At 37.8% G+C, this 23,316-nt stretch carries 23 protein-coding genes; 19 read left to right on the top strand and 4 right to left on the bottom strand.

Translation table 11 applies throughout. From position 1 onward, the window contains the following. Positions 1 to 55: 55 nt before the first annotated feature. The 16 genes from Q0486_RS09315 to Q0486_RS09240 all read left to right on the top strand — a co-directional run bounded on the left by Q0486_RS09315 (position 56) and on the right by Q0486_RS09240 (position 18,177). A complete protein-coding gene (locus tag Q0486_RS09315; protein WP_299232330.1) occupies positions 56 to 1,393 on the top strand; it encodes a HEPN domain-containing protein in 1,338 nt (445 codons plus the stop codon). Between the two features lie 216 nt (positions 1,394 to 1,609). Then, the gene (locus Q0486_RS09310) at positions 1,610 to 2,593 is read left to right on the top strand and encodes an AbiH family protein (protein WP_299232328.1); all 984 of its coding nucleotides are present in this window, start codon (positions 1,610 to 1,612) and stop codon (positions 2,591 to 2,593) included. Positions 2,594 to 2,602: 9 nt separating this feature from the next. After that, positions 2,603 to 3,772 (top strand): exonuclease domain-containing protein, encoded by a 1,170-nt coding sequence (locus Q0486_RS09305; RefSeq protein ID WP_299232326.1) that lies wholly within the window; start codon positions 2,603 to 2,605, stop codon positions 3,770 to 3,772. A gap of 325 nt (positions 3,773 to 4,097) precedes the next feature. Next, complete coding sequence (locus tag Q0486_RS09300; protein ID WP_299232324.1) at positions 4,098 to 4,385, top strand: hypothetical protein; 288 nt, start codon at positions 4,098 to 4,100, stop codon at positions 4,383 to 4,385. Beyond that, complete coding sequence (locus Q0486_RS09295) at positions 4,382 to 4,624, top strand: hypothetical protein (protein ID WP_204446379.1); 243 nt, start codon at positions 4,382 to 4,384, stop codon at positions 4,622 to 4,624. The genes Q0486_RS09300 and Q0486_RS09295 overlap by 4 nt, the downstream gene beginning before the upstream one ends. Beyond that, positions 4,614 to 4,874: a 5-formyltetrahydrofolate cyclo-ligase gene (locus tag Q0486_RS09290; protein WP_299232323.1), complete on the top strand. Its 261-nt coding sequence runs from the start codon at positions 4,614 to 4,616 to the stop codon at positions 4,872 to 4,874. The genes Q0486_RS09295 and Q0486_RS09290 overlap by 11 nt, the downstream gene beginning before the upstream one ends. Before the next feature lie 94 nt (positions 4,875 to 4,968). Beyond that, positions 4,969 to 5,364: a hypothetical protein gene (locus Q0486_RS09285; protein WP_299232322.1), complete on the top strand. Its 396-nt coding sequence runs from the start codon at positions 4,969 to 4,971 to the stop codon at positions 5,362 to 5,364. A gap of 18 nt (positions 5,365 to 5,382) precedes the next feature. Then, entirely contained in the window at positions 5,383 to 8,568 is a 3,186-nt protein-coding gene (locus Q0486_RS09280) for a hypothetical protein (RefSeq protein WP_299232320.1), read from the top strand. Beyond that, positions 8,565 to 10,550 (top strand): hypothetical protein, encoded by a 1,986-nt coding sequence (locus tag Q0486_RS09275; protein WP_299232318.1) that lies wholly within the window; start codon positions 8,565 to 8,567, stop codon positions 10,548 to 10,550. Before Q0486_RS09280 ends, Q0486_RS09275 begins: the two co-directional genes overlap by 4 nt. A gap of 55 nt (positions 10,551 to 10,605) precedes the next feature. Then, positions 10,606 to 13,317 carry a hypothetical protein gene (locus Q0486_RS09270; protein ID WP_299232317.1) on the top strand — a complete coding sequence of 904 codons (2,712 nt, stop codon included), beginning with the start codon at positions 10,606 to 10,608 and terminating at the stop codon, positions 13,315 to 13,317. A 203-nt stretch (positions 13,318 to 13,520) separates the two neighbouring features. Further along, complete coding sequence (locus Q0486_RS09265) at positions 13,521 to 14,711, top strand: hypothetical protein (RefSeq protein WP_299232316.1); 1,191 nt, start codon at positions 13,521 to 13,523, stop codon at positions 14,709 to 14,711. Between the two features lie 2 nt (positions 14,712 to 14,713). Beyond that, positions 14,714 to 15,082, top strand: a complete 369-nt coding sequence (locus tag Q0486_RS09260) for a hypothetical protein (protein ID WP_299232315.1) — start codon at positions 14,714 to 14,716, stop codon at positions 15,080 to 15,082. Next, on the top strand, positions 15,072 to 16,154 hold the full coding sequence (locus tag Q0486_RS09255; RefSeq protein ID WP_299232313.1) for a hypothetical protein: 1,083 nt from the start codon (positions 15,072 to 15,074) through the stop codon (positions 16,152 to 16,154). Before Q0486_RS09260 ends, Q0486_RS09255 begins: the two co-directional genes overlap by 11 nt. A gap of 13 nt (positions 16,155 to 16,167) precedes the next feature. After that, positions 16,168 to 17,382, top strand: a complete 1,215-nt coding sequence (locus Q0486_RS09250; protein WP_299232310.1) for a hypothetical protein — start codon at positions 16,168 to 16,170, stop codon at positions 17,380 to 17,382. Between the two features lie 21 nt (positions 17,383 to 17,403). Then, complete coding sequence (locus Q0486_RS09245) at positions 17,404 to 17,823, top strand: hypothetical protein (RefSeq protein WP_299232308.1); 420 nt, start codon at positions 17,404 to 17,406, stop codon at positions 17,821 to 17,823. Positions 17,824 to 17,838: 15 nt separating this feature from the next. Then, the gene (locus Q0486_RS09240; RefSeq protein ID WP_299232307.1) at positions 17,839 to 18,177 is read left to right on the top strand and encodes a hypothetical protein; all 339 of its coding nucleotides are present in this window, start codon (positions 17,839 to 17,841) and stop codon (positions 18,175 to 18,177) included. A gap of 40 nt (positions 18,178 to 18,217) precedes the next feature. On the opposite strand, the gene Q0486_RS09235 is transcribed toward Q0486_RS09240, so the two are convergent. Together Q0486_RS09235 and Q0486_RS09230 are read right to left on the bottom strand one after the other, a co-directional pair. Beyond that, positions 18,218 to 18,712: a hypothetical protein gene (locus Q0486_RS09235; protein ID WP_299232306.1), complete on the bottom strand. Its 495-nt coding sequence runs from the start codon at positions 18,710 to 18,712 to the stop codon at positions 18,218 to 18,220. Positions 18,713 to 18,735: 23 nt separating this feature from the next. Beyond that, on the bottom strand, positions 18,736 to 19,134 hold the full coding sequence (locus tag Q0486_RS09230) for a hypothetical protein (protein WP_299232305.1): 399 nt from the start codon (positions 19,132 to 19,134) through the stop codon (positions 18,736 to 18,738). Positions 19,135 to 19,160: 26 nt separating this feature from the next. Between Q0486_RS09230 and Q0486_RS09225 the strand changes: the two genes are divergently transcribed. Both Q0486_RS09225 and Q0486_RS09220 read left to right on the top strand, forming a co-directional pair. Continuing rightward, positions 19,161 to 19,625 (top strand): hypothetical protein, encoded by a 465-nt coding sequence (locus Q0486_RS09225; RefSeq protein ID WP_299232303.1) that lies wholly within the window; start codon positions 19,161 to 19,163, stop codon positions 19,623 to 19,625. 50 nt (positions 19,626 to 19,675) lie between these two features. After that, positions 19,676 to 20,041 carry a hypothetical protein gene (locus Q0486_RS09220; protein ID WP_299232301.1) on the top strand — a complete coding sequence of 122 codons (366 nt, stop codon included), beginning with the start codon at positions 19,676 to 19,678 and terminating at the stop codon, positions 20,039 to 20,041. A gap of 70 nt (positions 20,042 to 20,111) precedes the next feature. Here the strand turns inward: Q0486_RS09220 and Q0486_RS09215 are convergent, their stop codons facing one another. Then, positions 20,112 to 20,570, bottom strand: a complete 459-nt coding sequence (locus Q0486_RS09215) for a hypothetical protein (protein ID WP_299232299.1) — start codon at positions 20,568 to 20,570, stop codon at positions 20,112 to 20,114. A 58-nt stretch (positions 20,571 to 20,628) separates the two neighbouring features. Between Q0486_RS09215 and Q0486_RS09210 the strand changes: the two genes are divergently transcribed. Next, the gene (locus Q0486_RS09210) at positions 20,629 to 21,810 is read left to right on the top strand and encodes a site-specific integrase (RefSeq protein ID WP_299232297.1); all 1,182 of its coding nucleotides are present in this window, start codon (positions 20,629 to 20,631) and stop codon (positions 21,808 to 21,810) included. Between the two features lie 90 nt (positions 21,811 to 21,900). On the opposite strand, the gene Q0486_RS09205 is transcribed toward Q0486_RS09210, so the two are convergent. After that, the gene (locus Q0486_RS09205) at positions 21,901 to 23,070 is read right to left on the bottom strand and encodes a site-specific integrase (protein ID WP_299232295.1); all 1,170 of its coding nucleotides are present in this window, start codon (positions 23,068 to 23,070) and stop codon (positions 21,901 to 21,903) included. Positions 23,071 to 23,316: the final 246 nt, after the last annotated feature.

Raw genomic sequence — 23,316 nt, 5'->3', positions numbered from 1 at the left:
TATTATTGATTTTACATCAAAATATTTTTAGTTAAAGAAAAATATTGTTAATTTTATGAAAGTCAGAGTTGTACCTCCTAATTATTTAAATTCTTCAATAGAAGTTGAGCTTGATAATTTTTTTAAGTTTGATGTTAATGTGAAAGGATTAGATAATTCAAATTATTTTCTTTTATCGTTAGTGCGTGAATTAAATGAACAGATTGGAGTTCCTGAAATTCATAGGGTACCATGGGCGTATTTCCCGAATAGATTCACAGGAAAAAAGAGTTCAGTCATTTCATTTGGTAATTTTAATTCTTCTATTTCTACAATAAATTTTTTAGTGTCATACAGAAAGAAAGGTGATATAGATTCTGTATATTTTGGTGTTATGTTACCCCATCAAGATATCAATTATAAGTATGTTTTTAAAAATATTGTATTTGAAGCTTTAAGACGAATGCATGATACTAATACTTATATATTAAATTGTAAACTTGATTTAGGAATTAAAAAATTATTGATTTCAGAATATGAAGGTTCTCGTTTCCAGATATATAATGATGGGGTAGATAGTTATCTACAGTTTATGTTATGTGCAGTCAGTGATGTAGAGGCTGAGATGCTATGTTTAGAAAGATTAAATTATTTTATATCATTTCTTTCAGTTGAAACAAATCTGAATGTACAAATGATTGAATTTTCAATAAATCGTGGATTGTTGAATATAAAACATGATTATAATATAAATTTAATAGGAGATTACATTGACTTATATCCCAAGAAAGACAATATGATTTGTCTTTCTGGAGCTGCTTTGTCTTTTTTAGAGAATGTACTTTTTCAAAAGAGAAATCTGAAACTTTCTAAAAAAGAAAAATATTTTTTATTAGGTTGTGTTCATTTTAAAGAAGGTGTCTATAATGAAAGTAAATTAGAGCAGTTTCCTTTATTAATAACAGATACACAAATCATGTCTTTTTCTCCTAAATATATAATCAATAAGGATTATATTATAACTAAGTCTGTAACATCGTATCTTTCATCTATAGAAACAGTTTCTTTTCCTGATTCAGTACCAGAAATATGTCCTGAATGTAAGAATATAAAATATAAAATATCTAATAGGGTATATAATTTTGTTTCTCAATATATAAATAAAGATATAGCTTATGTTTTTAAAGAAGCTTATGGATTGAGATCAAAATATCTGCATACAGGGAAGGTTTGTGTAAGTCCAACATATAAATCTAACATACCACTTCTTGATATTTCAACAGCTACAGGAGCTGCTGACTATGGTCTGTTTACAATAAGAAAAAATAGCCAAATTTATTCTTTTAGTGTCAGTAATTTGAAAGAGTGGACAAGTTATTGTTTTAGACGTTATTATACAAAAGAACTAATTTGAGATATTTAAAATAATAATAAGATAAGTGTATAATACTTTATTTTACAATAGTGAGTAAACATCTGAATAATTTTTCTATAATAGATTTTTAGTATATTATATCAATAAGGATACGCTATTAGACGTATCCTATTTTATTATAATAAATTTAGTCTAAAAATTAAACTCATTATCAATAATAATTATCTTTGCATAATAACATACATTTTTAAAACTATGAAAAAGAAAAGATTTTTATTGATAATAGGAAATGGTTTTGATTTAGAATTGGGGCTAAAAACGAGTTATAAAGATTTTATTAATAGTAAGACTTATGAAAAATATTCTGAATCAATATCTAACCATCCTTCATATAAGAAAAACTATAATATAGATTTTGATACTGATATTCCTATATTTGACTATTTAAAATCAGTCTTGCACATACAGAAATGGATTGATTTGGAGATGGAAATTGGTAAATTAGCAAGTAGGAAAATAAAACGGGTAGATAATTTAACTGGTAAATATAAATATGTACCTGCTGAATCTACTCCTTATATGATGCATTCATTCGATATGCTTAGAAAATGCTTGAATGAATATATATTAGGATTAGATATACCTCATGTTCTTCATAATTATGCAGCTGAATTAATAAGAATCTTGGCAGTAAATGAATATAAGAATGTAGATATTGTTACGTTTAACTATACTCCTTTAGAACGTGTTACAGGTATGGAAATCAAAGTTCCTGTACATTATATTCATGGTGAAATATCTGAAGGCCTAAATCCTAGCCTGATACTTGGTGTTCAAGATGATATAGAAATTGATAAAAGTTATTCTTATGTCATAAAATCTCATAGTCCATATTATCATTCCTCACGAATTATAGATTTGTTGGAAGAAGCTGACGAAATAATATTCTTTGGTCATTCATTAGGTGAAACAGATTATCCATATTTTTCTGAATTCTTTCAATCTCAATGTAAAAGGATTGAACCAGATAAAAGGAAAAAAATTAGAATATTCACATTTGATGAAAAATCAAGACTTGATATTTTGTATCAGCTAAGAATAATGAATAACAAGCAGACAAGACTATTTTTTGAAAATGCTGATTTTGCGTTATATCGCACAGATGATTATATTGATGATAGAAAAATTCAAGTATATTTTAATGAATTAATAAATGACTTGTCTTTACAAATCGTATAATATTTTCTTATGAATTTCATATTCTTTGCCTTATTCATATTAGTAGTAATAGCCTTTTTCGCTTTACTTAGAAAATCTTCAGAAGAACCAACATCCAGTAATTACGAAAATAAGTCTGATGATACGTTTAACTTAACGCTAGATGGAGTAGATGTCAATGCCAGATTGAGTGAACTGTGTAAGCTCCCTGGTGATTCCCAATACGAGAAGGGTGTCTATCTTTTTCTGGATACAGAAACTACAGGATTACCCAAAAAACGTAATGCAGATCCTATGGATTTCGACAACTGGCCATACGTTGTTGAGATTGCATGGCTTCTGACAGACGAGTTTGGTCTGCAGGTAAGTGGCGATAAATATATAGTGAAACAGAACGTAAAAATCCCTCAGGAAGCAATAAGAGTACATCATATCACAAATGAAGATATGAACAGCAAAGGTGTTTCTCCAAAGGTCGTATATAGAGAGTTTATCGAGGCCGTAGCCAACTGTGATTATATAATAGCACATAATATTGATTTCGATTTGCCTATCCTGCAGTGTGAGTTATACCGAAATGGTTTTAATGTTTCTCTATACGAAAAGAAACATTTTTGCACCATGAAAGCAGGAAAGGACTTTTGTTATTCATTTGATGCAAATGGCAGACCAAAGAATCCAAAGTTGGTAGAACTGTTCAGTTCATTATATTTTAATGTATCATCACTCCCTATAAAAGGAACTCATTCTGCATTGTCAGATACATTGATGACGTACCGATGCTTTATGAAGATGATGGAGCAAAAGCCTGGTTTGTTGAATTACAATTATCAGGACATACCTGAACAGAGTTATCATTCAAAATCTAGTAAAAAGAATTATGTAACTATACCACACGATTCTGAAGATAAACTCTCAGGAGATATACTTAAAAAAGACTTATCCAATGCTGATCCTTCAAGTATTTTTTATGACAAGAAGATTGTTATTACAGGTATTTTCCCTATCAGCAGATATCAGTTGGCAGAAATATTGAAGTATAAGATGGGTGCTGATATAGACCTTGCGGTTGGAAAGAATACCAGATATTTATTGGTTGGTTCAGCTCCTGGAGATAAAAAAATAGAGAAGGCAGAAGAATTAGGAGTTGATATTATAGAGGAAGATGAGGTCATGTCAATAATTAGCGAGTATCTATAAACGCCCTGTCATTCCAATCAAAACGCTTTGTCATTCGATTTTAAATGACAAAGCGTTTTTTCGTGCAATAATTTTTGCCAATTCAAAATAAATCTCCATATTTGCAATGCGTTACATTTTGAGAAAGGCGAGATGGCTCGCCAATATAATTTGCTGCGGGCATTTTTTATGTCCTTAGCTCATGCTATATAAACTTATAGGTTCCGACCCCCGTGGTGTGTCTGTAATGGGCACCCTGCCTTTCTCAAGGTGTAACGCAACGGGAAAGCGGAACCTTTTCTGTTTCCTTTCCCGTATTTTTAAACTTTTTAAATGCGTTACAATTATGAGAAAAGAAACAATCGCACCTGCACAGCAGGCAGAAGTCAGAACTCTTACAGACTGGCTGAATCGTGAAAACAAGTTATTCACAGAATTTTTTGCCGGCTCAGGCGAAACCATCACTAACAGAAAGATGCTGCTCGATATGCAGCTCATTCTCTCCCTAGTAGTTCTCCTTACATTCAATTTCGTCAATCCATTGATGACAGTTATTTGTGCGCTATGGTTCGGATCTGCAGTCTTACTAGTTCGTAAATACGAAGAATCTGATCAGGAAGGAGGCTCCAAATGAACATCAAAGGCGTAAATCTAAATAAAAAGGCTTTAAAGGCACTTCGTTTGATGCAATCGAACGACAGTGAATTAATTACATTATATTTGTCAGCCATAGACAGTTGCGAGGATGTCCTGCTCACACCTTCAGGAATTATTCCGGAGATATCCGATGCCAAGAAACTTGAAGTTCTGGCACTCCTCCGCTACATGAAAAAAGATTTGACAACCTTAATTAATATCGACGATGAAGAATGATAACGATAACTCAGCAGCATGCAGCTACATAGATGCACTGCAACAAACATTCCTTCCGGCATTGACAGAAGCCGAAACCACCCATTGGTTCAGTACCGATGAAGTCTATGACGCAATTAAAAAGATTTCTCCCGGAGCCAGTATCACCAAAGAAGAAGTCTATGATGCCATGAAAGCAGCCGGATTCAGTTTTCAGTGCCGTCCCGGTGCATTAGCATTGGATTTTAAATGGATGCTCAAAGTAAAATAATTATTATACCCGTTTCATTGAGGCGAAGGCAGTGTAAAAGTTGTCCTTCGCCTTTTTTGTTTCCTGATGTATCTTCGCTGAAAACTAATGAAGTATGATTACAGAAGATATCATCAAGCAGACGTTCATTAAAAGCATTGTCAATCGTGACCGGGCTGTTATATACAAAACCCAGGCAGAAGTTGTCCGGGCATATTTCTATGACACCGGAAAGCTATACAACTTCCTCACCACAGCACGTCCAATGGATCTCGACGGCAGGATATTCTGGTTCAAGATACTTCCTTACCTGAGGTTCCTTGATATTCGTTACCGTGAAGATATGAGGGTAAGGCGCAATCTTGCACTTTACAACCGTGTAATTTGGGGAGTACTCTATAACGAGACATTACCTGATATCCGCTATGGATACACGCAAGACATTCGCAATGCTATACGTAAAGACCTCGTGCGTGCGCTTGAGATAGAAAACTATGATAAGAGTTGGTAACATTAATGTTTAGCGATTATGGCAAAGAAACTTACTGAAGACCAGATAAACTGGATATTATCGGTCGATGCATCCGAAGCACAGCAGGAAATACGTAAACTCGTCAAAACGAACCGTGAACTTGTTAATGTTAACAAGGAGAGACGTCAGGAACTTATAAAGCTGGAGGCACAAGGGAAAAAGGAAACAGAGGAGTACCGAAACCTCGAAGCCGAAATAAAGAAAACAAGCCAGGCGATATCCACCAATAATAAACTTGTTGGTGAGCTGGAAAAGAAACTCGATATTACCGGGCTTACCATGTCACAGCTCAAGGCTAAAGCTCGTGACCTTCAGCGTCAGCTCGACCAGACCGTACAGTCCACGCATCCGGAAGAGTACAATGCACTGCAGAATGAACTCGATCGTGTGCGTGGTCGTATGGACGAACTTCGTGCATCCGGACGTCATGTCCAGAAAGAAATGTCATATACAGAGAAAGCAATTTCAAAAGTAACTATTGCCATGAAGCTTTTCGTGGCCGTCAAGTTATGGGAATACCTCAAGAACATAGGAACACAGGCATACAACACCCGTAAAGAATTTGCTACATACGAGGCAGTTCTGAAAAATGCCACCGGTTCCACCAAAGCTGCAGCAGCTGCCATGAAGATGATACAGACACTTGCAGCAGACACTCCGGCAAGTGTGGCCGAATGGACACAGGCATACATCAAACTCATCAATCGTGGTATCACTCCAGCTAAACAAGAACTTATCCAGATGGGTGATATCGCATCGTCACAAGGCAAGGATATTGACCAGTTCATCGAAGCATTACTCGATGCAATGACCGGAGAGAACGAACGTCTGAAGGAATTTGGTATCACAGCCAAGAAAAACGGAGAAACTACAGCCTTCACCTTCCGTGGTGTCACTACCGAAGTTCAGAACACGGATCAGGCTATCAAGAACTATATCCTCAGTCTTGGAAATGTGCAAGGTGTGCAGGGTGCAATGGCCACACAGATGCAGGAACTTGCCGGCTTGGAATCCAATCTTGGTGACCAGATAGATGCCATCTACAATAAGATAGGCAAGAAACTAGAACCGGTCATCAAGTCATTCATGGGATGGTTAGGAGGTGCTTTAGGGAAACTTTCAAATAGTCTTGATGATGTCAATACAGAATATGATAAGCAGTATGAAAAGGTTGTGGATATTGAAAGAGGACTTACACCTTTAATTGGTAGATATGATGAACTTAAACGAAAAACGAATCTTTCTGTGGATGAACAAAGGGAAATGAATTCTTTGATTGAAAGAATAGCACAGATTATTCCTGCTGCCGTAACAGGTTTTGATGAATATGGAAGAGCTATTAATATCAGCTCTGGATATGTCAAGGATTGGATAAGAACTGAGAAACTTCGATTAGCTTATGTTAATAAAGAGCAGATTGAAGCTGCAAAAAAAGATAAGCAAATGATTGAAGAAAAAATAAAACGAATGGATGAACTTGATAAAATAAGTAGGCAATTATATGGAACGGATGAACAAGGAAATACAAAGTATGCAATTAGGGAAACAGGGACTCTTGGTTTTGGTTCAAATTATCTTGAACAGAGATATAAAAAACTTTCAACAGAAGATCAAAATGCATATAAAAAGAGATATCAGGAACTAACCAAACAATTACAAGGATTAAACGCAGAACTTGCAAGGTTGGAGGGAACCTCATTGGAACAAAGGGTGGAAAATGATGTGAAAATGATAAAGCAGAAAGAAGCCTTCAATGCAATGAACAAAGAAACTCTTGCAGCCTGGATTGCAGACGAACGCAATGCTGCTAGCGAGTACATGAAAATCGCTAAGCAGATATACGAATCCAAGTTCCCAGATAAAAAGAAAGAAGGAGGAAATGACGATGATAAGAACGATCCTGTCAAGGTAGCCCTTGAACAGCAGAAACTCCTCTACCAGCAACAGCAGAACGAACTCAAGCAACGCTACCTTTCCGGTAATGATGAGCAGCTCCAGACACAGACGCAATTCAATAAAGCCATGGAAGAATTGTTACTCCAGGATCTGAACGCACGTCTGAAGATATTCGGTCTGGAGAAAGAACAGCGTCAGCAGCTCGAACAGCAGATTCTTGATATCCGTATCAAGGCCATGGAAGATTTCTATGCCAAGAAGGCTGAACTCGAAGCCCAGCAGACGTCACTTAAGCGTCAGTCAGATGAAGAAGCCTTGGCCGAAAACGATAAGTGGATGTCTCAGCAGATGAATAAGCTCCAGCAGGAACATCAGCAGCGCACCGAAATTATCCAGCAGTCATTACAGTCACAGGTAGAATCCTATAAAAACTATGGTAGCCAGATAGGTAATGCTCTTGGCCAGGTTCTTTCCGGTCAGGAAAACATGCTGACAGCTTTTGGAAACACAATGATTGATATCCTCTTCGATGTGTTGTCGCAGATCATTAATCAGAAGATAGCGGAAGCTACTGCAGTAGCGGTTGCCGAACAGGCTAAGGCTGCAGCGATATCGGCTGCACAACCGGATTCTGTCGCTACCTTTGGCGCAACGGCAGCAGCTCGTACTGCAATCATTGGCGGATTGATTATGGCATCTCTTACTGCTGCTAAAACTGCTCTTAAAGGATTGCTCACCAAAAGCAGTAATGCCGATTCCATTACTACTGATTCGTCTGGTAACACCTATTACACCCGTGTTCCCGGAAAACAGTCAGGTGGCTACATCGATGTCACTCGTGCTCAGGATGGACGTCGTTATAAAGCATCCCTTAATCCGTCCATGCGTGGCTTCGTTTCCCGGCCTACGGTCATAGTAGGAGAGGGACCTGTAGGAATGTCACGTGAATGGGTGGCAAGCAATGATGCAGTTAATAATCCTACAGTCGCACCTATCTTGAGTATCCTCGATGCAGCCCAGCAGGCAGGAACCATACGTTCTCTCGACCTCAATAAATACATCCAGGCACGCAGCCTTGTCGGTAAAGCCGAAGGTGGAAGCATATCTTCTTCATCCCGTCCGGAAGTTGTTCCTGCTTCATCACCTTTCTCATCCGAAATAGAACTCAAACTGCTCAAGCTGCTCGAATCTCTCGACAAGAACGGAATACATGCTTATACACTTCTTGATGAATTCGAGAGCAAACAGAATCTCCGCAATCGCTCACGTAAAATTGGCTCAAAATGAAAATAATTAATACAGAATCAGGAAAGCCTTATCAGCTCAATCCCGGAACAGAACTCAGCATAGAACGCACCAATCCGTTCTTTAACGATTATGGCGAACAGACACTCCCGGTATCGCTTCCGGACAGTGATTATAACAGAACTCTCCTTGGCAATCCAGGCATGACGCAGCGCAAGGATAAGGTTAAAATGGTAGATGCATCTATCCAGGACGGAAACTTTTATTCCGTCTGCCGTCAGGCCATTCTCTCCGTTACTCAAGGCGAAAGTATCGAGACTTCATTCTACATGAACGAAGGATCGTTCTACAGTCGTCTGGAAGATGTATATATTACCGATGTCTTTGGCGATGAAACTGTACCTGGTGTTACTACTGTCGATCAGGCTATTGAGTGGCTCAGACAATTATATCTTAATGGTGGAGATGAACATTTCGCCTGTTTTCCGGTTTCGGCACAGGAAGATGAACATAAGTTTATTCTTAATCTCTGGGATACTCGTTCGGATAATTTTTATTTTGCATCGGACCGTGACCGTATCCCAGCATATAAGGATAGACTGGCCGGTAAGAAAATGGCTGTATCCAAAGGCTTCTATCTCACTCCCTTCCTGAAGGCTAATTATGTACTCGAAAGAATGTTCTCTTATCTGGGATATACTTTGCAACCTAATTTTTTCACACAGACCGAACAGTTCCAGAACATGGTCTTTTTGAACAATATTGCCGATGCTGCAGTTCTTGGCACTATCAAGCTCTCTCAGCTTATACCTAAGGTCACGTGCAAGTCTCTGCTTGACCTCTTCCGTAAGAAGTTCTGTTGCGAATATGTCATCGATGAATATAATAAGACAGCATCTATTGTTCTGATGAATGAGGTTATTGATAATACTCAAGGCATAGATTTATCGCCATATTTGGTTGGAAAGATTAAAATATCATATCCCGAATCCTATCAGCAGATTATCATCCGTCCTTCAGGTTCTGCCAATTCTGACAACGAATCCTCGCTCGATTCATTGCCTCTAATCCGTTCTCAGTTCCCTACAGCACAATTCTCTAAGGAACGTGGATGTTTCTATCGTGACGGATATAATTATGTTCCTGCAGTGCGTTATAGATACTCTGTAAGAGAGGTAGTGGCCGACAGCTCTCAGCCATATTATGAAGGTGGTATATTGCCAACATTACAGATTGATGTGCCTGAGAGTATTCCTTCTACTTCTTTGGATGCTCCTATATTTATCGGACAAGTTCAATACCTTAATTCATCCCTGAAACTGTTCTCTTCCGACGGATCAGAAAGCGTTCCGGCCACAGATATGGATAAGTCGTCCGACGATACTATGTATCTTATGCTTGCTTTCGCATACAGAGTAAACTCTACTACCGGTGGTACTGTCACTAATTATGGAGTAGATGATAGCTATACATACCATCGCCTTGGCGATTATTCTCTAATATATAACGGCGATGATGGTATCTTCGAACGATTCTATCGGAAATATGACACTCTCTTGCGCAATAGCATGCACGAAGTCGAAGCTCAGCTTAATCTGCCTATGTCAGTGGCTCAGAACTTATCTGCCATCGGTAAGGTTAACATTCATGGTGTAGATTTTCTTATCAATACGATGAAGTTCTCTGTAGGAACGAAATCAAACTTGAGCGAAGCTAGTCTCTATACGGTTAATATGTATGAACCGGTTACTCTTGCCAAGAACTTTGACGATATAATCCCACCACTCGTATCAACCGGATACAAATGGGAAATCAAAAGCTCTTATCAGGATATATCGGAAGACGATTACAATAATTCCATATATAAGGATGCTGAAATACCTGCAATATTCCCATTGCAACCAACGGCTAATGATGTCGGTAAGCAGAGCTATGTCCGTAAGCTGGCAGAGCAGTACACCAATCTCTCCGGCAAGTCTGCTTGGCGAATAACCACCTTCTGGCTCGAAGCCGTAGCCGAATAATTGTCCTTTCTATTCCATGGTCATAGCATTAATTTCGCTGAAAAGAATTAATGTTATGACTATACTTCAAAAACCGGAAACGATAAATCTCTCAGGCAATCTTGTGGATTTCATCATCTCATCCTCAAGTGCTGTTTCTTTTGTCCTCAAGCAGGATACGAGGGTGCTGTTCGAAGGCAATTATACTCCGAACGACAACCAGCGCATCGAGATAGATGTCAAGGATATTATCGAGGCTGACCTGAAAGCAGTCTTCAGTGATTCATCCGAACCTTATGAGCAGTCGGAACTGGTCAAGACATATACGGCAGAAATAGCGGAACAGACACATACCTTCACCGTCATCAAGGCAGGTGTCGATCGTCTGGCCACATCGGCCGCTAATTTTCTCAAGGCAAATTGGCTCACATGGCAGCCACAGGTTAAGAAGGTTACTTACTACCTGCCTGAAAGCCTTACATTCTATAGCGTTGAAGCGTCCGTCGTAAAAGTCAAGGCATATTTCCAGCAGCAGGATAGCGGTTACGCTGAAGAAACAAAACAACTCCTTTCCATTGTGGCCGGCAAAGCCTATACCGTCCCTGTTCAGTATGCAGTCATAGCCGGTAAGTTCGAATCCCGCTTACCGGCATTCTACGATGTATGGTTTGAAACCGTTGATGGTGTACGTCTCAGCTACATTCAGAGATACGTATCTTCTGGCATGATGAGCGAGGATGAATCCTGGATTGTTTTTGAGAATTCCCTTGGCGGATTCGACACCTTCCGTGCATACGGTCAGCATTCACTCACTGCTGATCACGATCATCAGCTGGCAAAAATCGGTGACATCACAGACGAATACAATGTAGATACCACACGTGAATTTCAAAAAAATACCGGCTACCTGGTAGAGCATGAACGCAAGTGGCTGCTCGATTTTTTCCCGTCACGTCAGAAATATCTGTACTCAAGCAATTACTTGAGACGCATTGTCGTGACCGAAGATGATACATCATACACAGGTAATGAACTGCCATCTTCATATACATTCAACTATCGTTTTGCCGACGCAAAACCATATCTTAATCTACAGAGAGTAGAAGAACTCCCTTCGGATCTGACCATATCTATTCCCGATCTGAGTTCTTTTACTATACCCCCTCGGTTAGTTGAGTTCCCTTCCCAGAACCTTACTGAGGGGGTTATGTTCCCGGTTCAGAATCCTTATTCTGAAAGCTGGGCTACTACTACCATTGGTGCCATTCTGTCGTATATTATGAATAAGATAATTGAGTTAGGTGGTGATGGTACTGGTGGCGTTGGCCACACGCATGCTAACTTTGATGTTCTTAAAGCTCTTGAGTACGTCGATGAATACCTCACATATAATGGGAAGAAAATAAAGGCCGGATATGCAGATGAAGCTGGTAGAATAAGCGAGGAGAATGATGTGTATATACACAAAGACAGAGTAGACCAGACGAATTTCCTACTCAAATTCGGGGAATTCATCGATTCAATGATAGCCGGTAAGGGAACAGGAATTTTCCCAGACGGACGTATTCAGACACGCAAACTTGAAGTCAGTGGGTCTATGACTGTCATGGAGCTTATTATCAATGAAATTTCTGCAATGATGGGCGATTTTTCGTTCTCAGATTGCGGATATATCGAAAAAGTAGAATTTGTTTCTGCGAATACCTATAAACTATATATAAGAAAAAATACTGAATTTGATTTCACTACATTAGACGAAAACGATATTCTATATTCTATTGTAAACAACTTAAAGACAGGCGGTACAGATTACTATACATCATGGATGCGTGTCTTGACAAAAAATGTCAATGATAATACCCTGACCATTGTATTATATCCTGACGAGGAGGTACCTGGAGGTAAGAACTACCCTCCTGTTGCAGGATATAATCTTACACGTAGGGGAAATTCGGTATTGCCCGATGAAGGTCAGATTAATGAACGTGCGCAATCATGGCTGTTATCTTCACGTGAAGGCAGGATAATGTTTTTGGCGAATGTGTATAAACCTATACTTGAGGATTACAATTACAGCCTTGTTGTAGGTAAGCTACCTAAGATTGCAGCACTTGATAATCTTCCTGTAAAAGAAGGTGATGTTGGTGTGATGGCTCAGACAGTTATATGCGAGAGATTATATCAATATGATTACAATGGTGACGTAAAATCCAATAAAGTAGACCGTGGAGAATGGTCTTTAGCTGTAGCACAATCTGAGCAGCCATACCGATTTATACAGCACGAAAAACAGCATGAGGATGGCAGATATACCTATACAGAACTGGAGCAACACACCGTGTATCACTATGGCTGTAAGTGGGGTTGCTTGGTAGACAAGACGCAAGATGAACCTGTATGGAACTCCCCCTCGTGGTCGTTACTTGAAGGCGATAAGAATTACCATCTTGATTTTGAAAGTTCTAACGGCTGGCAGTTCTTCATCCAACAAGTCAATACAGACATTAAAGCAGTTGTAAGTTATGGAAACAGAGATATAACCAATGTTCTAATGGCTACAGAGGGGGTAGAGGTAGAATGGCTTCGTGATACCGGTAGTATACCTTCAGATAACAGTTGGAAACCTACATACGTTGACGGTCAGAAGCATGTCATACATCTATCCGTAGCTGATATGGGTAGCGGATGGGGTAGTGAGTATCGGAAGATAAGTTTCATCTGTAGGGTTTACATACCTGTAGGAGAAGAATATGAGACCGTAGAAAACAGTATTAATATAAAAATCTAAGTTATGAAATCTGTGTTTGTTAGATACGAAATTAAAGACAATGTAAGAAGATGTAATAATGTAGAGATATGCAACATTAAACATGCTTCAGATATACTGGATATACCAGATGATAAAGTAGACGATAAAGATTTTATCGAAAGAGAATTGATTAAGATGTATGGGTTTATAAAAGAATACATAATAATAAAATATATCAGATTATGGCAATAGTAACGAAACAAAAAGATATTTCAGTTCATGTAGACCCTATATCCTTCACGTCAGCTATAGAGATACTTAGTGGGAACACGGCACAGACTTATAACAATGATACGCAGGAGTTTGAACCTGACCGCAGTGCAGTTCCATGTCTGCTAATGCCTTATGTAGTGGTGTCAGACCCCGAAGGACAAATGAACGGTAAACGTACCATTACAGGTGTAGAATGGTATGAGGGCGCACCTAAGGCGGATGGTAGTAATAAAATTACAAGTGGTACAGATTATATTATATCAGACACAAACACACCTAAATACTCGCTTAAAGTAAAGAAGAATGTAGAGCCAAATACACCTCTACAAATTACAGCAATTTTCACGATTACTGATACACGCAAAAATACTGAGGTCAAGTTTGAACGTAGTGTGAATTTTTACACAACAATATATGATATACGTAATTATGGCTTGTCTATTGATGCACCAAAATCGTGGACTATAGACCCCTTACGTGAAACAGCAGACAGTAACGGAAAGTGGTTGCATACTATCACAGCACAATTAACATCAGCACTCAAGAAAATTCCGGATGCAAATGCCGCATACTGGTGGCAGATAAATGAAGGAAATGGTTGGAGAGATATTACGCAGGACGAACTTGATATTTATATATCAGGAAAGGACTCAGAAGGTAATTGGACTAAAACACTAACGTTCGATGCAAGATTTATACGCAGCACATCTTTCCGATGCATGTCACGATTCTATGAAGGTACCAGACCGGCTTCTCTTGATTCTACTTTATCTGCTGTAACCTCAATAAATGTACAGATGCCTAAATCATTGAACGTACAGATACGACAGCTAAGTGGTAGCAAAATTAATGCAGCAATGAATACACCTGTGAAGTTTGAATGTGTACTTACGGACAACAGACAGGTTATAGGTACAGACAAAGATAAGTTTTTCAAAATAACATGGAAAGCCCATTCGGGGAAAGCTGGTGTATCCGATAAGTCTATTGGAATAGGTAGAACTATAACTTTTACTCCTTCTTCGTTAGGGTTTGATAAAAATTATGGTATGAGCATATATGCAGAAGTTAAACTGTATGCGGTTACTGCATTGATGTTGAGGGACGGTAAATTAATGTTGAAGAATAACAAGGCTGTTACAGCCGCTAAATACGAATAGGTATGGGATATTTATTGGTTGCTCCCGATGTGTTAGACGCAAAGGGTATAAAATATTACGAGCGAATACCTGACGGCCGTGGTATTGTAGACTTTACAATGCTCCGAGTAATCGGAAGTGTGGAAAGTGTTCAGATTGTCGGCTCCAAAAAAGAGCTTGACAAACTGATATTGGAACAAAAAGAATCAGGCATGTTCGACACACCGACAATACTTCCTGAATTAGGAGGAGAGTTGGTTACAGATGAGACACCAGTAGATGAAGGATTTTCTGTTAATCCTGATGTCGGTAGTACAGATGAAAGTGTCGAGGATGCTGTAATTGTTGAAGATAATAACACTATAGAAGAGGAGGTGGAAAATGTCGAATAAAGTAGAAGCAGGGTTCACGCTAATTGGGTTAATGGACGGAACTACTTTGAATGGATTTCTTCGTGTAGAAGGTAATCCTTTGGTACAGAGATATAACAAAGGAACAAACGTATTCGTTCCAGATTTTGAAGCAGACGGTTTTCCTGAAGCTAATCTTCCTACAGCGGTAGTAATAATACGTGATACCGCAGACGGTGATGTGATGATACCTACTGCAGGAAGTGTAGTATGGAAATATAATGGGGTGGAGCTTACCTTCGGAGAGGATGATCTGTGTACAACAGACGGATTGGAAGGTGTGTTCAAAAAAATAGATAGCCGGTCTACCGTTATAGATAGTGTAACCTACAATCTTCCGGCAATTCAGGTAAGGAAAAACCTTGTACCTATTTCCGGCTATGACAATGACAGATTATCTGTAAGTGGCTCTATTGAAGTAAGCGGAAACTCTGTAACTTTTTCTGATATATCGAAGGAAGTGATAATTCAGGAAGCTACTGGTAATGCTTTTGCGATGTCTATTACGGACAACAAAGGTTTTTATCTTGTTACCGAAAACGATTCCCTAACCGCTAAATGTAATATTTATAAAGACGGTAATGAGTTAACGGATTATACTGGTATAACATTCAAGTGGGAAAAGCTGCTAGGAACAGGAAATGTGGCAATGGGTACAGCTCAAACACAAGTTATCACAAATGCAGATGTAGACAACGTATTGTTATTACGTTGTACTGCTACAATAAGTGGCGAGAGTATTTCTGAAACTGTAGCAATAACTGACGTGAGCGACCCATACGAAGTGTTTTTCAACATTACAGGGATAACAGGTAACGCAATTCGAGTGAATGAAACAGCAGTTATTACACCTAAAGCACGCAAGCGTTCAGATACAAGCCAGACAGCAGATGTCGCTTCATGGGCATGGAGTATAAGGGATAATGCAGGTAATCCTTTCACCCTTACCGGCAAGGATGCAGCCACCTTCAATGCAGCGTCTGCAAGCATAACATACGCTGATATCAAGCGTGCCAATATGGGTATAAGCGGTTCGGTTAGTGCAACTATATAAGTAAGAGGTTGGTATGATTGTATCAGGAGCATTTGGATTAATAGGTATAGAGGATGGAATAGGGTATGAAGATATATATACTCTTACCACAGGTGGTACCGCACCTTCTAAACCCGCTTCGGAAAACGTAAATGATTACGTACCGTCAGGCTGGTATGCCTCCCCTCAATCTGTAACCTCAACTAAGAGGTATCAATGGGTGTGTAAGAGGTCGAAAAAAAACGGTACATGGTCTGCTTGGTCAACTCCTGTTGAGTATAATAGATACGTAGAGGACGGTCAGGACGGCACTGACGGTGTGGGTTATGAATATTGCTACAAGGCTACTCAATACAATGTGCGACCGGATATTCCTACATCAGAAGCGAGTGGAGCTGGTATTCCGACAGGTTGGTCATCATCCGCCCCCGATATTTCTGCAATTAACGCTTATATCTGGGAAAGTTATAGGACAGTGAAGGGGAGTTCCAGAAGTTACTGGCAAACACCTAGGCTGAAAAACCGTTGGTCATACGATGGCGCTCAAGGTAGTAAAGGCGCAAAAATGCGTATGACAGTATGGAAAAGTGGTGAAAGATATCTTCAGGGTGCAGAAGGTGAAGAATTCTATGACATTGTAATAAAAGGTACGCAATTATCTCTGTGCATTAAGACACATACAGCTGATTCGAGCAACGCACCTGATATATCGACCACGCATTGGGAATCAGCGCAACAATGGGCCTTTATTGCTACGCAATTGTTGATTGCAGGTAAAATAGTTACCGATAAGATTACTGCGGATTTGATAGATGCTACTGGAATTACAGCTAAAAATGGTGTGTTTGTAGACTGTATTGCTACTAATTTTATTGCTCAAGGTGTCATTCGAAATCCTTGGAAAGATTCTTATTATGAAAGTATTGAGGTCGAAGAAGGTGTTATACAATCAATATATGATGCTTCATCGTTTTATTATGATAAGGTTATAATACATCCAACATTTAGTGGCGAAATAAAAATACCTTGGGATGATGAAGCAGATGGTAGAGAACTTATGATTCTAGTTAAAGACCCTCTTCTTGAAGCCATTGAATTATATGTTAATATTCCGAGTGGAAAATGGATATGTATGGGTGGTATAACCTATTCTTCCAAGTTTGTTTTAGAAAGAAAAACATTATATTCTTTCATTGGATATACTGGTGGGTGGATTGTTAGTATTGTAGAACAAAATATTAGTATATAGACATTATCAAAATAATTTTGAATGAAAAAGATACGTTATAATAGTTGGCTAGCCAAGAACTTATTATGGGAAGGATATACCACAATAGCTATAGCAGCTTGGGTTTTCACAACTCATAAGAATAAGGAAGAAATGTCTCAGCGTGTCCGAAACCATGAATGTGTACATGCTAGGCAATGGGTAGAATGTGCAGCTGTTTCTGCAATCATGATATGGTTATTAATAGCTATATTCAATATCAGCTGCTGGTGGATGCTTCTGTCATTAATCTCCTTCTACGTACTATATGTATTAGAATATCTTATAAAACGATGGAACAACACGGCCGATGAAGCTTATGAGAAAATCAGCTTTGAACGTGAAGCCAGATTGGCTGAAAATGATAATAATTACCTAGAGAACGGTGATTATTTTAATTGGATAAATTTTATTAACTTATAAAAGAAAGGAAAAATTATGGAAACAATAGATTTCAACGAAGTAATCAGAGATCCAGAGACAATATCAGTTGTGGGAGGACTACTAAATCCATTGGTAATGTACGAAAATAAATTGGATATTAAAGACTTAAACTTAATAATTGAACCTGGAATTTATTCAACGGGAGAATTATCAACATATATAAATCTACCTGACTTCAAGAGAGCACATGTTAGAGGTATAATAATAGTATCTGGCTACGATACATCTAATGGCAGAAGACTTATCCAATGTATAATAACACAACAAGCAGAAGTTGCATGTAGATTTGCATTGGATAAAAATAACTGGGATAACTGGACAATTAATGGGTAATTTATTCTCCCACTTAAATGTTCTGGTGGGAGATATTTTATTACAATGATAGCAAGTCAAATTCTTGTACAAGCGTTTCACCGGTAGGCAAATCTGAAGGTACCACTGGGATTTTATCTTGTGAAAAGATAAAACCAAAATTGTTTGCAAAAACTCCTCTCATGATTCCGATGTCATCACCCCAATCCATTAGTATATCAACAGCATATTTATTTGAAACTAATGATACAATTCTTATCTTTTGGAAATAAGTAGTATCATCTTTATGAATTTTTTGTAGCTTCCAATCTTGTGAACTACCACCTGACAACCAAAAGCATATACATCTTGGTCTTACCACTGTGTACGATGTTTGAAGGCTAATTATTGCAGAATTATTAGCAGCGCTATCTGATATAATTCTAAACCATGTAGGACTGGCTATACCATCGTCACCTATATTTACAGTTGCACCTATCGAACCTTGTGATTTAAAGGCAGATGTATTATGTAGGTTTGATATATAGCTATTATCCTTAACAAGTAGTCCTCCCACCAGTACCCGTGGGAATTAATCTATCATAGTTGTTTTACATCCATATCTGGAGACACTAATGAATCATATAATACTCCCCCATCGTTTATAAAAGTTGCAGGTGTACCCCTGCTTAAAACAACCTTTAATTTTATAGTTGTATCTGTACCAGAAGATTTGAAAGAGAGTCTATGTGAGTCTAATGGCTTGAATTTTAAAACTCTAGCGTCACCTCGTTCATAAATTTTGAGCACATTAGGTCCAGCAACTATTTCGTAAAAAGCAACAAGAGAGTTAGAATATACATATATATCTATTATACAAGTAGTGGAGAATATGTGATATTGTCCCCTAGTAAAATCTATATACCCACCAATTGATGAGCCAAAATTAGCCTCTGCATAATTTTTATTTAACAAACCGTTTTTATCTCTAGTAGCCACAGGAAGTAGTTCTCCCACTTGTACCAGTGGGAGGACTATTACCGGTAGCAGATGTAGCGAGAAAAGGTTTTCTTTCAGCTAGAACAATACTATCTGTAAGTCCTTCTGATAATATTAAAGGACACCCCTATTTGCTTATAAAAATAGCCAATTTAGCTTTTTTTTCGTCAGGTACCTTATTCTTAAATATAAGAAGAGCAGGTTCACTTGATACCTTAATTATTACATTGAACACCGATGGTTCTGGTTCTGAATTATTATCTTGTGATGTTGCGGTATTAGGTGGAAACACTGTGCCCAATATTTCTAGTGTTAAATATATGCTCTTAGATAATAGTGAAGTGTGGTTAGAAGTTAAGATAAAAACATATTCTTACATAAATAATGCTTATGCTTTTTCTCTTGCTCAACAAATTTATGATATGAAATATTCTGATACACCAATAGAGGGTGCAACTACTACTATTGAGGGTAATATAAGAAAGCTTTAAAAAACAATCTCCCACTCAAAGTTCGGGTGGGAGGACTACTAAAATATTCGGTGAAAACATACGATTTTGGAGAATTGATTACTATTGGTAGCAGCAACGAACTTATAATAAAAAAAACAAATTGGGCGGTTGATGAAGAAATATCAGTTCCAAGAAATTTAGACGGTATAAATTTAAATAAAGGAGGTCTGCTAATGATTCAGAATTTAACTTCAAGCTTCGAGGCGGGAATTTATGATTTAAATACTGGAACGCAACTGAGAGCACATAATAAGGTATCTTTTGACAACACACTATCCACTCCTAATAAAATTAATATCAAAACAGATGATTACGACAACGTTTTAACTTTAAAAAATAATTTATCATTATCTATACATTTATCAGTCCGTATAATTTTATTGTCTAAAATATAGTAAAAAATCCACTAGATATAACTCCCACTGGAAAAGTGGGAGAATAATTATTTTTTTACATCACTTGTATTTATTCTATTGTTGCTTCTGTATAATCAGTATCTGATGCACTATTATATTCAGATTCCGAAATTGCAGACATGCTTACTACAGTTACCCCAGGTTGAAGGCTGAATACAGATGTGTTTCCATAAGTAAAATATTCTGGAAATTCAAGTTCTACTATAATATGATTTTCTGAAGGTCTAAAATAAGCTATAGCTTTGTTGTCATAAGAGGTGGATATTGATAATCTTTTTATTCTAACATATCCTAAACTGCTACCTTGGCTCGATAGAGTTAGAATAAACATTGAACCCCAGGCATTCTTTTCCACAACATTTACAAGAGCACCAATATCTTTAGGCTGAAATACTATTTTCATTCTTTTCTTTCCTGCATGATTACACGTAGCTAATACACCATCACTTATTAATCCACCATTTGCACTACCGCTAGTCTTTAATGTCTTTGGTAGTAGTTCTCCCACAACAGCAAAGATTTTAACATTTGCCTAAATCTGCTAATTTTTCGACCTTTGCCGAAAAATGCAGAAAATTCGTTACCGCCTGGTCTATAATCGAAAACACACTCTGAATAAGCAAGGAACGGCTTTAATACAGGTAGAAGCTAAGCTTAATCAGCGTAACATCTATCTAACTACGAACATTTATATCCGTCCGGAGCACTGGAGTAGAGAATCTTCAGAAATTGTTAATCACCCTCAAGCGGTGGAACTTAATGCTATGCTTTTTGAGTATATTATCTATCTGCAGGGAATAGAGTTATCATTTTGGAAACGAGGTATACAGCCAACGTTGGCACTGTTACGTGATGCTGTTCAGAAGAAGTCTCCGGTAAACATTACTTTCACAGAGTTTGCCCGAAAATCGATTATTTCAGCCGAAAAAAGCGAAAGTACAAAGGAAAATTTAATGTCAACAGTCAGGTTGTTAGACCGGTTTCGTCCTGGACTGACTTTTGAGGATTTATCGTACACATTTTTGAAAGATTTCGAATCATGGCTTCGTGAGCTAGGTAAGAACCAGAATACTACGGGAAAACATTTAAGACAACTTCGTACACTCACGAACGAAGCCATAAACGACGGTTATATGCCTGCAGATGCTTATCCCTTCCGCAAGTTCAAAATTAAGATTCAGAAGGCTCAGAAACCATTCTTGACACCAGATGAACTTGGTAAGTTGGAAAAATTGCATCTTGACGATCATCGTCAGCAACACATCTTAGATGCCTTTCTCTTCTGCTGTTATACAGGCTTGCGTTTCTCAGATTTCCGCACATTAACAGTATCTAATATTGTACCTATCAACAAAAAGAAATGGTTGTGTCTCAAAATGCAGAAAACAAACCTGGATATTAAACTCCCTTTGGAATTACTATTTGAAGGCAAAGCTCTTGACATCATAGATAAATACGATAGCATCGAGCAGATGGCAGCTATTCCGATCAATGCAGACACTAACAAAATCTTGTCTGAAATAGCCGAAAAATCTAAAATTAAGAAACACTTTACATTCCACACTGCACGTCATACATGTGCTACATTACTCATCCATAAAGGTGTTGCAATTACGACCGTACAGAAGTTATTAGGTCACACTTCAGTGAAGACTACAGAGATATATTCTGAGGTTTTAAGCAGTACAATAGTAAGGGATTTAAAGTCAATCAAAAAGAAGAAAAATGTAAATAAATTTGACCAATAAACAGAATTTGGTACAAAATTGGTATATTCTATATAAATATACCCATTTTGTACCAAAATAAGTAGGACAGTAGGACGGTAGGAAGGAAAATTAGAGACTGAAGCTGTTAAAAATCTTCATTCCTTCCTGCTTGCTTTCCTCCAGAACGTGAGCATATATAAGCGTTTCCCGGTAATCGCTATGTCCCATTATTTCTTTAAGAGTAGTCAGATCCTTGGTTCTCTGAAGGAATATTGTGGCAAAAGTATGTCTTCCGGCTTTGCAAGATAAAGGTTTATTGATGCCGGCACATTTTGCAATCTCTTTCAGGTATTCATTTATCTTCTGATCTGCAATCATGCTTTCAAATAATTTCCCTTCTTTCCTTTCTCCCTTTAATTTATTGATAAGAGCTTTAAGAGGTTCAGATAACGGCACCGTAATTGGTTCTGGCTTGGAATTCCTGTTCTTTATTCTGAAGTAAGTGAATGTTCTTTTTCCTATCTGCTGTATCTGGAGGTTCTTAGCATCAGTGACGTGTAGCGACGAAAAACATAGGAATAAGAAAAATTCAAGAACTTTGTGTTTATTCGGTGATAGGTTATTGGCCTTATATACTTTGACTAACTTATTAAGTTCATCTTCTGTCAGAAATGTAAATCCGGATGATGTCCTGCTTTTTACTTTAAGGTTCTCAAAAGGATTATGCAGCATATATCCTTCCTTAATCGCAGCTCTGCAGTATTTCTTTATGCAGGCAAGGTTCTTGTTAATTGTGCTATCCTTATTATTTAGCTTTTTCTTAAGATATATCTTATACTGATTAAGCCAGTCTTCAGTCAGTTCATCAATTGTAAGGCTGGGGGAGTGTCTTTTCATTTTGCTTATAACGTCTCTATGTACATCGAGAGTTGTATCTTCTATTTCTCCATTGTGTCGCTTTACATAGTCCTCAAAATAGTCATAGAAGGTAAGGAAATCAGCCGGACGTGAATATTCCTTCATGAATGTTTCTTTCGATAATGCCTTTTTGGCTAAACGATACCTAACCATGATATCATTTACTCTAGCTCTTACTTTTTCAATGCAAAGGTTCAGATCCTTGTGATTTTTTTCCGTCTGCAGGACTTTTCCCTTTTCTTTGTCCCACGCTTTAACTGGGACTGATAAATTACATGAAAGAGCAATTTTCTTTCTTTCCAAGTAGAAGGACACGTAAATAGGTGCACATCCTTCCTTGTTTACATACGATGTGTTTTGATAAGATGTGATTACAGCCATAATTTCGTCTATTTTTTACTACATTTTTACTACACTCCGCTGAAATTGTAGGATTTACAGGCTGTAATCCACATTTCGTGCGTGAGCGATTATTTCGCAAAGGACTGTCTTAAACGCCGAAAAGCAACATAATAAGTTTGCACTTATAATGTTGCTTTTCAATATTTTAGGTTGCTTTTTGAAGCTTCCTTCGTACACCCTCAGGGATTCGAACCCTGGACCCACTGATTAAGAGTCAGTTGCTCT

The sequence above is a fragment of the uncultured Bacteroides sp. genome, from assembly GCF_937912035.1.
Classification (GTDB): Bacteria; Bacteroidota; Bacteroidia; order Bacteroidales; family Bacteroidaceae; genus Phocaeicola.
The sequence above is the reverse complement of the archived record's forward strand: the minus strand, read 5'-3'. Positions and strand labels throughout refer to the sequence as shown.